Here is a 13,998-nt window from a genome sequence, read left to right on the forward strand (position 1 = left end):
ACCACCAGGATCGCGCCGTCCATCTGCGCGGCGCCGGTGATCATGTTCTTCACATAGTCGGCGTGGCCGGGACAGTCGACGTGCGCATAGTGACGCGTCGCCGATTCGTATTCCACATGCGTGGTCGAGATCGTGATCCCCCGCGCCTTTTCCTCGGGCGCGTTGTCGATCTGGTCATAGCCCTTGAAGTCGCCGAAATACCGCGTGATCGCAGCCGTCAGCGTCGTCTTGCCGTGGTCGACGTGACCGATCGTCCCGATGTTGACGNTGCAAAGCTCCTGTTCTGTGACGGTGCGTGCAAGCACGCACCCTACGGGGTGGGTAGGGTGCGCGGGTCTTGCCCACGCACCGCCTGCATTACGCGTATTTCTTCTGGATCTCGTCCGAGATGTTCTGCGGCACGGCGTCATAATGGTCGAACTGCATCGTGAACACCGCGCGGCCCGAGGACATGGAGCGCAGGTTGTTGATATAGCCGAACATGTTGGCCAGCGGCACCATCGCGTCGATGACGTTGGCGTTGCCGCGGGTATCCTGGCCGCGGACCATGCCGCGACGGCTGGTCAGGTCGCCGATGATCGAACCGGTGTATTCGTCCGGCGTCACCACCTCGACCTTCATGATCGGTTCCAGCAGCTTGGCGCCGGCCTTTTTCAGGCCGTCGCGCATCGCCGCGCGGGACGCGATCTCGAACGCCAGCACCGACGAGTCGACGTCGTGATAGGCACCGTCGATCAGCGCCACCTTGAAGTCGATCACCGGGAAGCCTGCCAGCGGACCACTGTCCATGACCGACTTGATCCCCTTTTCGACGCCCGGGATGTATTCCTTGGGCACCGCGCCGCCGACGATCTTGGATTCGAACGAATAGCCCTCGCCCGGTTCCGTCGGGGTGATGACCAGCTTGATGCGGGCGAACTGGCCCGTGCCGCCGGTCTGCTTCTTGTGGGTATAGTCGATCTCGGCCTGCTGGCTGATCGTCTCGCGGTAAGCCACCTGCGGAGCGCCGATGTTCGCCTCGACCTTGAACTCGCGCTTCATGCGGTCGACCAGGATGTCGAGGTGAAGTTCGCCCATGCCCTTCATGATGGTCTGGCCCGACTCGATGTCGGTTTCGACGCGGAAGGACGGGTCTTCGGCGGACAGGCGCTGAAGGGCGAGGCCCATCTTTTCCTGGTCAGCCTTGGACTTGGGTTCCACGGCGATCTCGATCACCGGCTCGGGGAAGGTCATGGTTTCCAGAACCACCGGTTTCGCCGGGTCGCACAGCGTGTCGCCCGTGGTGGTGTCCTTCAGGCCCGCCAGCGCGATGATGTCGCCCGCGAAGGCTTCTTCGATTTCCTCGCGGTTGATGGCGTGCATCATCATCATGCGGCCGACGCGCTCGCGCTTGCCCTTGGTCGAGTTCATCATCTGGTCGCCCTTCTTCAGCGCGCCCGAATAGATGCGCGTGAAGGTCAGCGAGCCGACGAAGGGGTCGTTCATGATCTTGAACGCCAGCGCCGAGAAAGGTTCGGCATCATCGGCCTTGCGGGCGATGTTGCGCTCTTCCGTCTCGTCGTCGGGGGCAAAGCCCATCAGGGCCGGCACGTCGACCGGCGCCGGCAGGAAGTCGATGACCGAGTTCAGCAGCGGCTGCACGCCCTTGTTCTTGAACGCGGAACCGGCGGTGACCGGGAAGAACGCCAGGCTCAGCGTGCCCTTGCGGATCAGGCTGCGCAGGGTCGCCTCGTCGGGCTCTTCGCCTTCCAGATAGGCTTCCATCGCGGCGTCGTCCTGCTCGACGGCAAGCTCGATCATCTTTCCGCGCCATTCGTCGGCCAGATCGGTCAGCTCGTCGCGGATCGGCTGGCGAACCCAAGACGCGCCCAGATCCTCGCCGCGCCAGACCCATTCTTCCATCTTGATCAGGTCGACGATGCCTTCCAGCTTGTCCTCGGCGCCGATCGGCAGGGCGATCGGGCAGGGGATGCCGCCGGTGCGGTCCTTGATCATGGCGACGCACTTGAAGAAGTCGGCGCCGATCTTGTCCATCTTGTTGACGAACACGATGCGCGGCACCTTGTAGCGGTCAGCCTGGCGCCACACGGTTTCGGTCTGCGGCTCGACCCCGGCGTTGGCGTCCAGCAGGCAGATCGCCCCGTCCAGCACCGCCAGCGAACGCTCGACCTCGATGGTGAAATCCACGTGGCCGGGGGTGTCGATGATGTTGAAACGATACTTCGTCTCGTTGGTGCCTTCGGTGGTCGGATCCTCCTGGCGCTGCCAGAAGGTCGTGGTCGCAGCCGAGGTGATCGTGATCCCCCGCTCCTGCTCCTGCTCCATCCAGTCCATGGTCGAGGCGCCCTCGTGCGTCTCGCCCATCTTGTGGTTCTTGCCGGTGTAATACAGGATCCGCTCGGTCGTCGTGGTCTTGCCCGCGTCGATGTGGGCCATGATCCCGAAGTTGCGGTAGTGGTCGAGTGCGTAATCGCGCGCCATGATCAATCCTTACCAGCGGTAATGGCTGAACGCCTTGTTGGCGTCGGCCATCTTGTGGGTGTCTTCGCGCTTTTTCACGGCGGTGCCGCGGCCGTTGACGGCATCGGCCAGCTCGCCGGCCAGGCGCTCTTCCATCGTGTTCTCGTTGCGCTTCTTGCTGGCGTCGATCAGCCAGCGGATCGCCAGGGCCTCGCGGCGCACGGGACGCACCTCGACCGGAACCTGATAGGTCGCACCGCCGACGCGGCGCGAACGCACCTCGACCGAGGGTTTGACGTTGTCGAGGGCTTCGTGGAACACCTCGATCGGCTCGCGCTTCAGGCGGCCCTGGACCCGCTCGAGCGCGTTGTAGACGATCGTTTCGGCAACGGATTTCTTGCCGTCCACCATCAGGTTGTTCATGAATTTGGTCAGCACGCGATCGCCATACTTGGCGTCGGGCAGGACTTCGCGCTTTTCAGCGGCGTGACGACGGGACATCTATCTGAACCCTCACTTCGGACGCTTGGCGCCGTATTTCGAACGACGCTGACGACGATCTTTGACGCCCTGGGTATCCAGAACACCGCGCAGGATGTGATAACGCACGCCCGGAAGGTCTTTCACCCGGCCGCCGCGGATCAGCACGACGCTGTGTTCCTGCAGGTTGTGCTTTTCGCCGGGAATATAGCTGATGACCTCGAACCCGTTGGTCAGCCGCACCTTGGCGACCTTCCGCATGGCCGAGTTCGGCTTTTTCGGCGTGGTGGTATAGACGCGCGTGCAGACGCCGCGCTTTTGCGGGCAGGACTGCAGGTGCTGCGATTTGGATCGCTGCACTTTCGGCTGCCGCGGCTTGCGGATCAGCTGTTGGATCGTCGGCATTCGGTTCCCCGTCTTGCTTTGCGATACTCGCACCCGGGCCTTGGTGCGCACTTCTCGACAGCGTTCGCGCCCATCGCGAAACGCCAAACCCTTCCGACCGCCATCAGCGGGCAGGACGGGCGGAAATCCCATGATCGGGGCATGAACCGGCCCGGATCGCGACCGTAAAGGCTTTGGGCCCCGGACGGTTTCCCGGCGGGTGTCGGCGCATATAGGCAGAATCGCCCCGCCTGTCAACGCCGCCCCGCCCGCGCGGTCCCGCCCCGCGCTCAGCGCCCCCAGTTCGGCCGCGCCGCCCCGGGCAGCGCGGCCTGCCGGGCCGCCGCGTCCAGCGCGGGCAGGTCGATGCGGAACCGCCGGCGCAGCAGCCCCGCCATGTCGCCCGGCGGCTGCGCCCAGGGATAGTTCGGCCCCAACGCACCCGAGTCGTTGTCGTGGTGGACGACGCGCACGAACATCGCCCGGTCGTGCAGCGCCACCCCGTTCATATAGTTGCCCATCCGCCAGTGTTCAAAGTCGATGGCCGATTCGGCAGCGTCCGGCCGCACCCACGTCAGCAGCGCGACGCCGGTGTTGTGGACGTGGCGCGGCAGCGCGGAGACGCCGGATTCGGTCGCCTTCAGGATCACGCCCTTCATATAGTCGCAGGACGCCCGCCCGTCGCGGTTGAAGATCGGCCGCACCAGCCGCAGGTCGCGCCGCGCCGTGGCGATGAAATCGACCGAAACCGCGTCGTCGTCGTCGTGCTTGAAATAGCCGATGGCGTCGGCGGTGGCGTCCACATGCGGCCGGGTCGCGCGGTTGCAGGCGGCGCGGTGGCGGTCCATCGGGGGGACCAGTTCCACCCGGATCTGCGGCGTCACCGCGGCGATGTCGCGCAGGCGCGACAGATAGGGTTCCGGCAGGTCGGGGCCGGTCATCACGACAAGGGTGAAATCGGGGTCCGTCTGCGCCTGCCACGACGGCAGCGCCACGTTCTGGAACCAGAACCAGCGCCGCGCCAGCCGGGCGGGGTCGTAAAGGAACGCGCGCCGCTGCTCGATCGTGTCGTGTTCGACCTGAAAGCCGCGCCCCCCCAGATAGGAAAACCGGCACAGCCCCAGGAACTGCACCCGCTTCACGGACGGGGCCGGTGCAGCCGCGCCTCGCGCAGGATGGAATAGATGCCCGCGCCCACCACCAGCGCCGCGCCGATCCAGGTCAAGCGGTCGGGCCATTCGCCAAAGACGATCATCCCCAGCGCGATGGCCCACACCAGCGAGGTATAGCGGAACGGCGACACGAACCCCACGTCGCCCACCCGCATCGCGGCCACGGCGGTCAGATAGCCGACCGTCAGGAACGTCACCGCAAGCCCGACCCCGGCCGTCTCGGCCCCCGTCGGCCAGCGCCAGCCGCCATCCGCCGGCATCAGCGGCGCGGCCAGCGTGACGGACAGCGCGGCATAGAAGGCGATCGTCCCCGACCGCATCGCCGGGGTGAACCCCCGCGTCGCCATGTCGCGCACCACGATCAGCAGGACCGAGGCCAGCGCCACCAGCGACCACGCCGTGAACGCCGAGGTGCCGGGCCGCAGGATGATCAGCACGCCCGCAAGCCCCACGCCGACGGCCGTCAGCCGCCGCCAGCCCAGCCGTTCGCGGAACACCAGCGCGGCGGCCAGCATCATCAGCAGCGGCAGCGATTGCGTGATCGACGAGATGTCACCCAGCGCCAGATGCTGCAGCGCCGTCAGATACAGCAGGGTCGACGCGATCTCGGCCGCGCAGCGCAGGGCCAGCAGGGCGCGGTCGCGCGGCGCGGCGGGCCGCCAGACCACGCCGCCGTCGCGGCGCGCCAACAGCCACAGCATCGCCGTCACCGCGATCCCGCGCAGCGCCACCGCCTGGCCCAGCGGCAGGGTCTGGGTGACGTATTTGATCGCGGCGTCGTTGCACAGGAATGCCGCCATCGACAGCACCATCAGCCCCGCGCCGCGCAGGTTTTCCGCGCTGGTGCTTTCGGCCCGCTGGACGCGCGCGGCACGTGACATCGAAGAGCGTGGCGCAAGGGGCGTCGCGGGCAGAAAGGGGGTGCGCATGTCGGTCCGGGAAAGGGCGGTCGCCCAGCCTTACGGCGGCGTGCCGCCGAAGGAAAGCGGCCCCGTCCCGTCGCCGCGCCTGCGCACCTGCCCGGACGGAAAGGACGGGGCGCCGGGTGCCTACGCCCCCATACCCCCGTCCTCGCGCACGCGCATCTGCCGGAACCAAAGGCGTGTCGGGCGGCCAACGTCGGGGCGCCCGTCGCTGCCGCCACGAGGGCCCTGCCGGCATCTCGCCGCGCACGCGCATCCGCCCGTGGCAAATGCGTGTCCGGCGGGTCAACTCGCTGCGCCCGGTGGCTGGCGCGACGACGGCCTTGCCGGCATCTCGCCGCGCCTGCGCGTCTGCCCGTGGCAAATGCGTGTCGGGCGGGCAACCTCGCTGCGCCCCGCCGCTGCCGCGACGACGGCCTTGCCGGCATCTCGCCGCGCGCGCGCATCCGGCCGTGGCAAATGCGTGTCGGGCGGGCAGCCTCGCTGCGCCCCGCCACTGCCGCAACGGCGGCCCTGCCGGCATCGTTCCGGCAGGGCGGCGGAGTCAGACCTGACCTTCGTCCTTGGGATGGCCGCTGTTCTTGTTGTGGCGGCTTTCCTGGTTCTCGCCCCTGACCGCCGGGTCGCCGTCGTCGCTGGCAAGCGGGGTCGGGTCGTCGGGCAACTGCGTTTCAGTGATGCGGTCGCGCACCTCTTTCGACGCGTTCAGATAGGGGCGCGGGTCAAAGTCCTTGTCCGCATTGCTGGTGTCCACGCGCTTTTCGATGATCGCGCGCTGCTGTTGATGGGTCTTGTTGCCGGTCATAACGGATTCCTTCGCTGGGCGCGCGGGCCGGGGTGGCGGCTGCGCGGTCTGCCGGTCGGTGCCTGCGGCCGGCTATTTGTTCTCGCGGCCGCGCTGGTTCGGGTCGATGCCGCCCTGCGGGGTGGTGTCGTTCATGACGTCCCCCTTGAACGTGTTCTCGCCGTCCAGCGGCGGATCGTCCCGCCCGGCCCCCTTTGAACTGCCGATGCCCGGATCGTTGCGCAGATCGGCGTCCGACGGAGTCGCGCTTTTCGGGTGCTTGCTGCTGGTCATCTGCTTGCCTCCTTTCGTTGCGGCGGTTCAGGCCGTGCCGCCCCGGTCGGGCATCCGCTCGTCGCCCTCGGGGCGTTCGTCGGCCAGCTTTTCGCGGGGGACGGTCCCCGCCTCGCCCGCGCCGGGGACGTGGTTGGCCACATGGTCCTGACCCTGTTCGTTCTGGACGTGGCGGGAATCCAGCCCGCGCTGGTCGGAATGGCGCGAGGTGTCGCGGTTCGACAGGATCTCGGTGGTCTGCACCGTTTCGATGTCGGCCGGGGCCATGCCGCCGGACCCGTCGCCCTTGCCCTGGTCCTGCTGGCCGGCGCCGAACTTCTTGCTGCTTGCATTCGCCATGCGCTTTCCCCTTCGCTGTGGCCCGCAGGGTCGCGGGCGTTCGGGGGATCAACGACAACGGCGGGGCGATGTTCCCCCGCCGCGCGACATTGGCGCGGTGAGCCGGCGTCAGCCCAGGAACGCGCCGATCAGCCGCGCCACGTCGCGCGGCGCCTCGGCCGGGGCCAGATGGCCGACCTGCGGCAGGATCTCGGCCCGGCCGTCGCGGACGCCGCGGGCGATGTCGTGCTGCAATCCGGGCGGGGTTGCCACATCGTCCTGCCCGCCGATGGCCAGCACCGGGCGGGCGATGCCGCCCAGCCGGTCGCGCAGGTCGAACCGCGCCAGCGCACCGCAGACCTGCCGATAGCCCGCGCCATCCGCCGCGCACAGCGAATCCAGCAGCGCCGCGGCGGTCGCCGGATCGCGATCGGCAAAGCCCGGCGCGAACCAGCGTTCGGCCGAGGCCTGACGCAGCGCGCCGACGCCTTGTTCGGCCACCAGCGCCGCGCGATCCACCCAGCCCTGCGGCTCGCCGATCCGGGCGGCCGAGTTCAGGATCACCGCACGGCCGATGCGGTCCGGCGCGTCCACCAGCAGCTGCAGGCCGATGCAGCCCCCGGCCGAGACGCCGGCATAGTGGAACGGCGCGCCGGCGTCGCCGGGGTCCGCCTGCACGGCGCCCGCCGCCGCCAGAATGCCGCGGGCAAGGTCGGCCATGTCGATGCCGCCCGCCGCCGCCGGCGAACGGCCGTGGCCCGGCAGGTCGATCCCCACCACGTCGAAGCGGTCGCAAAGCAGCCGCGCCGCGCCCGTCCACAGCGCCCGGACCGAGGTGCCCAGCGACGGCCCGACGACCAGCAGCGGCCGCGCCGCGCCATCGGCGGCACGGTCGCCCAGACGGGTGGCAACAAGCGTGGGGGTCATGGATTGTCCTTTCCTGCGGGCCGCTCGACGTTCCCGGCGATAATGGGTCAGCTTGTCTTCGTCGAGGACGGCGCGGGTTCCGGGCAGGTCGCGCATCGCCACGCCTTTATCGCGGATGTCCAGCGGGCCGGCCAGCAGGTCGCCGACATGGTGCCCGATCCGTCGCCGGTGACGTTCTCGATGGTCCCGTTGCGCACGGTCCTTCCTCGTCCGAGGCTCGGACGCGGGCACGCCGCCTGAATCCATTCGCATGATGCCGCGCGCCACGCTGGACGGTGCCGCGATCAGGTTTCTTGTCCTGCGCGACGGCGACGTGCCGGTGGGCATGGGCGCGATCAAGCGCATTGCCCCGGATCATGGCAAGGTCGGACACGGCATCCTTGTCGGGCGGCGACGCAACGGAAACTCTGCCTCCGGTATCCGTCGATACCCTGTCCGCCGCCGCAAGGTTTGCGCTTGCCTTGCCGCCTGCGGGATGCACCTTTGGCCGGGACGGCCCGGGACAAGGGGGCCGGGCCGCGGGCTGGCAACCGCCGGGGCCGTCGTGCGTTGGGCCGGTGACGCGCGGGCTTGTGGATGCCGGGGGTCGAGGAGGCGCGGATGGCTGACCACGAAACACCGCCCGACGGCGCGCATGACGCCGCGCCGCCGTTCGGCGGGGCCGCGCCCGGCGTCCGGCGACAGCCGCCCGCGCGTTCGCCGGCCGGTCCGGCATGACCCCGCCAGCACCCGACGGGCTGTATTGCGGCCCGGCGCCGGACCCGGCGGCCATCTGGCTGCACTGGAACCTTGATCCACCGCTGCTGCTGGCGTTGGCGATGCTGAGCCTTGCCGTGGGCCTGAACCGGGCGGGACGGCTGCCCGGCGCGCTGGCCGTGGCGGTGCTGACGCTCGCCTTCGTCTCGCCGCTGTGCGCGGCATCGGCGGCGCTGTTCTCGGCCCGCGTGGTCCATCACCTGCTGCTGGTGGCGGTGGCCGCCCCCCTGCTGGCGCTGGCCTGGCCGGGGCGGATGGCCCGCGCGATGACGCCCGCGTTCGTCGTCTCGACCGCGGTGCTGTGGCTGTGGCACCTGCCCGCGGCCTATGACGCGGCAATGTCGGACGTCGGCGTCTACTGGGTCATGCAGGGGTCGCTGTTGCTGTCGGCCACCGCCTTCTGGCGGGCGGTGCTGCACCCGGCGCAGCCGTCGGGCCACGCGCTGCTGCTGATCCTGGCCGCCATCGTGCAGATGGCCCTGCTGGGCGCGCTGCTGACGCTTGCGCCCGCGCCGATGTATGCCATCCACATGGCGGCGCCGCTGGCCTGGGGGTTCACGCCGCTGGGCGACCAGCAGCTGGGCGGGCTGATCATGTGGGTTCCGGCGGGCCTGCCCCTTGCCGCCTTCGGCACCATCGTCGCGCGCCGCCAGTGGCGCGCGATGGCCGGGCGGGCGGCATGACCTGGACGTGGCTGCACGTCCTGGTGGGCTGGCTGCAGGTCATCGTGCCGCATCTCAAGGCGTTCCACATCAGCATGCTGGCGATCTGGTGCGCGGGGCTGTTCGCCCTGCCCCTGATGCTGGCGCGCCATGACCTGGCGATCGGGCAGGCGGATTATTCGCGCATCCGCCGCGCGTCGCACTACAGCTATACCTGGTTCGTGACGCCCGCGGCGGTGTTCGCCATCGGGTCGGGCGTGATGCTGATCTTCCTGCGCGAGATCTTCGTGCCGTGGATGTTCGCCAAGCTGGTGTTCGTGGCGCTGCTGGTCGGGCTGCACGGCTGGGTGGGCCACACGCTTGTCACCGTGGCCGAGAAAGAGGGCGACCACACCCCGCCAGAACCGCTGATCCCGTCGCTGCTGCTGACGGGCGTGATCCTGTGCATCCTGTTCCTGGTCCTGGCCAAGCCGGAACTTGAGACGATCCCCCTGCCCGGCTGGCTGAACGAACCGCGCGGCAATCACTTGCCGTTGGATGTCCCCAGGCGATAATCGAAAACCAGTTTGCCCCCATGCCAACCCGTAATGCTGACCATCAGCACGCAAAACCCGGACATGAGGATGCCATAGGGCAGGACGGCGGATTCATAGCCGGTCAGCCGGTATCCCCAGTTCGCCCCCGTGACCGCGATGAAGGTCACCGCGATCACCGCATGGGTCCAGGCGGCGGCGCGGGCGCGGATGCCGGGCACGAACAACAGCTCCAGCGTGCCGGTGACGGCGGCGGCGACGCCGATCAGAAAGGCCAGCCCCGCCGCCCATGCGGCCGCGCGCGCCCAGAAGGCGTCGCCCGTCCACCAGTAAAGCCCGTCCGCCCCGAAACAGCAGAATGTCAGCGCGACCGGAAAGGTGACGGTCATGGCGTGCAGCGGGTGGCCAAAGACCGCGATCTTGGATTCGGTGTCATGAAAGTCGGGGTGCCTGGTGATGGGGTCGATCAGCGTCTCGTCCTTGGTCTGCCTCATGTCCTGGGTCATCGGGGGCGCTTTCCGCTGCTGGGGTTCGGGGCCTTAACGCTGGCCGTCCTGCCAGGTTGCGAGGACCGGCTGTCGGCCGTCCACCCCGCCGGCCCCGCGGCCGAGGTGATCGCCCGGCTGTGGTGGGTGATGCTGGCCGGGTCGGTCGCCATCTTCGCCCTTGTCATGGTGCTGCTGGCGCTGGCGTTCCGCAAGCCTGCGGGGCCGTCGGGCGAGGCGGCGGACCAGCGGCGGGAACGGGTCTGGATCATGGGGCTGGGGATCGGCTTTTCGCTGGCCGTTCTTGGCGCGCTGCTGGTCTGGGGCCTGGCCGCCGGGGAACGGCTGCTGCCCCGGCCCGCGCCGGACCTTGTGACCGTGCGGGCCGAGGCGCGGCAATGGGCCTGGGATTTCGGCTATGCCGACGCGCCGGACCGGGTGACGCGGAATGTCCTGCACATCCCCGCAGGGCGCCCGGTGGACGTGGAAATCACCGCCACCGACGTCATCCACAGCTTTTGGGTGCCGCGGCTGGCCGGCAAGCTGGACGCCATCCCCGGCCACGTCAACACCCTGCGGATCGAGGCGTGGGAGCCCGGCGAATACGCCGGCGTCAGCGCCGAGTTCAGCGGCACCGGATACCGCGACCATGTCTTCACCGTCATCGCCCACGATCCGGCGGGCTGGGATGATTTCATCGCCAGAGAGGCACCGTGACCCAAAGACGCATGACCGCGCTGAGGCTGCACCGCAAGCTGGACCCGATCTGGGCGTCCGACCCCGGTTTCCGCGGCTGGTTCACCACGGTCAACAACAACGACATCGGCAAGATCTTCCTGATGACCGCGACGGCGTTCTTTGTCATCGGCGGCATCCTGGCGATGCTGATCCGCGCCCAGCTTGCGACGCCCGAATCCGCCTTCATGGGGCCTGCGGTCTATAACCAGGTCTTCACGATGCACGGGACCATCATGATGTTCCTGTTCGCCATCCCGTTCTTCGAGGCGCTGACCGTCTATCTGCTGCCCGGCATGCTGGGCACCCGCGACCTGGCGTTCCCGCGGCTGAGTTCATACGGCTTCTGGTGCTATTTCATCGGCAGTTCGACGATGGTCGTGGCGCTGGTGCTGGGCGTCGCGCCGCAGGGTGGTTGGTTCATGTATCCGCCGCTCTCGTCCACCATCGGGTCGCCGGGGATACCGGCCGACATCTGGCTGCTGGGCATCAGCTTTGTCGAGGTTTCGGCCATCAGCGCCGCGGTCGAGGTGGTCGTGACCGTCCTGCGATACCGCGCGGCCGGCATGTCGCTGGACAAGATGCCGATATTCGCCTGGTACATGCTGGTCGTGGCGGTGATGATCCTGACGGCGTTCCCGCCGATGATCCTTGGCTCGCTGCTGCTGGAACTGGAACGGGCCTTCGGGATGCCGTTCTTTCAGGTGGACAGCGGGGGCGACGCGCTGCTGTGGCAGCATCTGTTCTGGCTGTTCGGCCATCCCGAAGTCTATATCATCTTCCTGCCCGCGGCGGGCGCCGTCTCGACCATCCTGCCGGTGATGGCCCGCACGACGCTGCTGGGCTATGGCTGGGTGGTGGCGGCGGCGGTGTCGCTGGCGGTCCTCAGCTTCGGGCTGTGGGTCCACCACATGTATACGACCGGCATCCCGCATATGGGGCTGGCGTTCTTCTCGGCCGCCTCGACGCTGGTCGCGGTGCCGGTGGGGGTGCAGATCTTCGGCTGGATCGGCACGCTGTGGAAGGGCCGGCCCCAGATGCATCTGCCGATGCTGTGGATCATGGGGTTCTTCGTGACCTTCGTGATCGGCGGGCTGACCGGGGTGATGATCGCGGTGGTGCCCTTCGACTGGCAGGTCCACGACACCCATTTCATCGTGGCGCATCTGCATTACGTGCTGGTCGGCGGCTTTGTCTTTCCGATGATCGCCGCGATCTATTACTGGCTGCCGGTGTTTTCGGGCCGCAAGCGGTTCTTCCGCATGGGCGAGACGGCGTTCTGGCTGGCGGTGCCGGGATTTCACGTCACCTTCCTGGCCGTCCACTGGGCCGGGCTGCTGGGCCAGCGGCGGCGGACCGACAGCTATGATCCGGGTCAGGGGTGGGAGGTGATCAACCTCATCGCCTCGATCGGCAGCTTCGTCATGGCGATCGGTTTCGCGCTGGTCATCGTGGACGTGGCGATCAACGCGCTGATTGCCAGCCGGGGGCGGCGCAATCCGTGGGGCGCGGGCACGCTGGAATGGGCGACGGCCCTGCCCTCGCCGTCCTATAACATCGCGTCGATCCCGGTGGTGGACAGCCGCTATCCGATGCACACCGACCCCGACCTGCCCAACCGGATCGCGCGGGGCGAGGGGTTCCTGGGCGAGCCGATCCGCAACCGGCGCGAGACGCTGGCCGTCAGCACCGCGCGCGGCGATCCGTTGCAGGTCGTGGTGTTCCCGCAGAACTCGGTCGTGCCCTTCGTCATGGCGGTCGTGACCAGCGTCATCTTCATCGCGCCGATCTTCAAGCTGTACTGGCTGATGTTCGTCGCGGCCTTCGGCGTCATGGTGCTGTCGATGCGCTGGGTCTGGGTGCTGGGTTCGCGCCACGACGAGGGGGCGCTGGACGCGGGCCGCGGCGTGTCGCTGCCAAGCGCGTCCGAGGTGGCGGACCCGCCCGGATGGTGGGGGTCGCTGTTTCTGCTGCTGGCCGACGCGGTGCTGTTCGGGTCGGCGCTGTTCGGCTATGCCTTCTTGTGGACCGTCGCCCCGAACTGGCCGCCGCCCGCGTATCTGCAACCCGGCGTCGCAGGGCCGGCGCTGGCCCTGGGGGGCGCGGCGCTGGCGCTGGCCGGGCCGCGGCTGGCGGAACGGCGGCTGCGCGGAGGGGACACCCCTTATGCCGGGCTTGTCCTAGGTGCGGCGGGGCTTGGCGCGCTGATGGCAGCCTGCGTCATGGTCATGCGGGCGCTGCCCGATCCGTCCGCCCACGCCTATGACGCGACGGTCTGGGTGCTGTCGGGCTATGTGCTGTTCCACGCGGGGCTGGCGGCCATCATGGCGGGCTTTGTCATGGCCCGGGGCCGGGCCGGGTTCCTGTCGCCCCGCCGGTTCGGAGAGCTGCGCGTCGTCCGCCTGTGGGCCGACTATGCCGTGCTGACCGGGCTGATCGCGCTGGCGGCGATCTATCTGCCGGGGCTGGGAACATGACCGAGATCCTGCGCCTGTCGGTTCCGATGACGGTCTGGATCGCCGCGTTCAGCGCCGTCTATGGCTTGCAGGGGCTGCTGTGCGCCGGGGCCTTCGGCGCGGTCGAACCGGGCACGCAGCGCGGCTTGCTGATCCTTGCCGGGGCAGTTGCGGTGGCGGTTCAGGTCGCGCTGCTGATGGCGCTGCGCGCGCCGCGCTTTGCCTCACCCTCGCGGTTCGTCCAGCGGGTCAGCGTGATCCTGGCGGTGGTGGCGCTGATCTCGACGGTGTGGACGCTGCTGCCGGTGGTCGCAAGCTCGGTCTGCCTGTAGGTTGCAAGACCTGCGGGCAGCGCAGTGATCGAGGAACGCGAAGGCCAGCACCGCGCAGTGCACGCAGCCGGCCGACGATCCCCGCCTGCGTGGCGTTCCTGGCTGCACGGGTATCCAAGGGCTGGTGGGGCGCGGGGGCTGCCGATGGCGGCGCGGAAGCTGCCGCGTGGCGCGCGGGCGTTCCCTATGGACGCGGGGGGCCGGGCCGGCGGCGGCGCGGGCGCCTGCGGTCCCGGCCCTGCCGCCTGCAGCGCGGGCATTGCCGGTTGAGGGCCGCCGCCGCCTCCCCGCGTCCCG

General features: G+C 68.9%; 17 protein-coding genes. 6 read left to right on the plus strand and 11 right to left on the minus strand.

Annotated features, from left to right (window positions below; genetic code table 11):
* The 10 genes from EPA64_RS15670 to EPA64_RS15715 form a co-directional block, all read right to left on the minus strand.
* The coding region (locus tag EPA64_RS15670; RefSeq protein WP_181953521.1) for a GTP-binding protein at positions 1-305 on the minus strand (305 nt) is incomplete at its 3' end.
* 52 nt (positions 306-357) lie between these two features.
* Positions 358-2,481 carry an elongation factor G gene (fusA, locus tag EPA64_RS15675; RefSeq protein WP_134727230.1) on the minus strand — a complete coding sequence of 708 codons (2,124 nt, stop codon included), beginning with the start codon at positions 2,479-2,481 and terminating at the stop codon, positions 358-360.
* A 9-nt stretch (positions 2,482-2,490) separates the two neighbouring features.
* Positions 2,491-2,961 carry a 30S ribosomal protein S7 gene (gene rpsG, locus EPA64_RS15680; protein WP_134727231.1) on the minus strand — a complete coding sequence of 157 codons (471 nt, stop codon included), beginning with the start codon at positions 2,959-2,961 and terminating at the stop codon, positions 2,491-2,493.
* A 12-nt stretch (positions 2,962-2,973) separates the two neighbouring features.
* Positions 2,974-3,345 carry a 30S ribosomal protein S12 gene (rpsL, locus tag EPA64_RS15685; protein WP_010399029.1) on the minus strand — a complete coding sequence of 124 codons (372 nt, stop codon included), beginning with the start codon at positions 3,343-3,345 and terminating at the stop codon, positions 2,974-2,976.
* A gap of 269 nt (positions 3,346-3,614) precedes the next feature.
* Entirely contained in the window at positions 3,615-4,466 is an 852-nt protein-coding gene (locus EPA64_RS15690; RefSeq protein WP_246026794.1) for a glycosyltransferase, read from the minus strand.
* Positions 4,463-5,377 carry a DMT family transporter gene (locus EPA64_RS15695; protein ID WP_246026795.1) on the minus strand — a complete coding sequence of 305 codons (915 nt, stop codon included), beginning with the start codon at positions 5,375-5,377 and terminating at the stop codon, positions 4,463-4,465. The genes EPA64_RS15690 and EPA64_RS15695 overlap by 4 nt, the downstream gene beginning before the upstream one ends.
* A 586-nt stretch (positions 5,378-5,963) precedes the next feature.
* The gene (locus EPA64_RS15700; RefSeq protein WP_134727233.1) at positions 5,964-6,224 is read right to left on the minus strand and encodes a hypothetical protein; all 261 of its coding nucleotides are present in this window, start codon (positions 6,222-6,224) and stop codon (positions 5,964-5,966) included.
* A 72-nt stretch (positions 6,225-6,296) separates the two neighbouring features.
* Positions 6,297-6,497, minus strand: coding sequence for a hypothetical protein (locus tag EPA64_RS15705; protein WP_134727234.1), 201 nt, complete (start codon positions 6,495-6,497; stop codon positions 6,297-6,299).
* Positions 6,498-6,524: 27 nt separating this feature from the next.
* Complete coding sequence (locus EPA64_RS16525; protein ID WP_220443770.1) at positions 6,525-6,836, minus strand: hypothetical protein; 312 nt, start codon at positions 6,834-6,836, stop codon at positions 6,525-6,527.
* A gap of 108 nt (positions 6,837-6,944) precedes the next feature.
* Positions 6,945-7,742, minus strand: a complete 798-nt coding sequence (locus EPA64_RS15715; RefSeq protein WP_134727235.1) for an alpha/beta fold hydrolase — start codon at positions 7,740-7,742, stop codon at positions 6,945-6,947.
* A 42-nt stretch (positions 7,743-7,784) separates the two neighbouring features.
* On the opposite strand from EPA64_RS15715, the gene EPA64_RS15720 reads away from it, so the two are divergent.
* The 3 genes from EPA64_RS15720 (at position 7,785) to EPA64_RS15730 (ending at position 9,714) form a co-directional block, all read left to right on the plus strand.
* A complete protein-coding gene (locus EPA64_RS15720; protein ID WP_134727236.1) occupies positions 7,785-7,982 on the plus strand; it encodes a hypothetical protein in 198 nt (65 codons plus the stop codon).
* 473 nt (positions 7,983-8,455) lie between these two features.
* Entirely contained in the window at positions 8,456-9,181 is a 726-nt protein-coding gene (locus EPA64_RS15725; RefSeq protein ID WP_134727237.1) for a cytochrome c oxidase assembly protein, read from the plus strand.
* Between the two features lie 20 nt (positions 9,182-9,201).
* Positions 9,202-9,714 (plus strand): CopD family protein, encoded by a 513-nt coding sequence (locus EPA64_RS15730; protein ID WP_134727259.1) that lies wholly within the window; start codon positions 9,202-9,204, stop codon positions 9,712-9,714.
* Here the strand turns inward: EPA64_RS15730 and EPA64_RS15735 are convergent.
* The gene (locus tag EPA64_RS15735; protein WP_134727238.1) at positions 9,684-10,199 is read right to left on the minus strand and encodes a DUF2231 domain-containing protein; all 516 of its coding nucleotides are present in this window, start codon (positions 10,197-10,199) and stop codon (positions 9,684-9,686) included. The genes EPA64_RS15730 and EPA64_RS15735 overlap by 31 nt on opposite strands.
* Before the next feature lie 105 nt (positions 10,200-10,304).
* Between EPA64_RS15735 and EPA64_RS15740 the strand changes: the two genes are divergently transcribed.
* From EPA64_RS15740 to EPA64_RS15750, 3 genes are read left to right on the plus strand one after another with little or no spacing between them, the layout of a single operon-like run.
* Positions 10,305-10,895 (plus strand): cytochrome c oxidase subunit II, encoded by a 591-nt coding sequence (locus EPA64_RS15740; protein WP_246026796.1) that lies wholly within the window; start codon positions 10,305-10,307, stop codon positions 10,893-10,895.
* Between the two features lie 11 nt (positions 10,896-10,906).
* A complete protein-coding gene (gene ctaD / locus EPA64_RS15745; protein ID WP_134727240.1) occupies positions 10,907-13,390 on the plus strand; it encodes a cytochrome c oxidase subunit I in 2,484 nt (827 codons plus the stop codon).
* Positions 13,387-13,701: a hypothetical protein gene (locus EPA64_RS15750; RefSeq protein WP_134727241.1), complete on the plus strand. Its 315-nt coding sequence runs from the start codon at positions 13,387-13,389 to the stop codon at positions 13,699-13,701. The genes ctaD and EPA64_RS15750 overlap by 4 nt, the downstream gene beginning before the upstream one ends.
* Positions 13,702-13,998 lie beyond the last annotated feature (297 nt).

The organism is Paracoccus luteus, assembly GCF_004522155.1.
GTDB classification, from domain to species: domain Bacteria; phylum Pseudomonadota; class Alphaproteobacteria; order Rhodobacterales; family Rhodobacteraceae; genus Paracoccus; species Paracoccus luteus.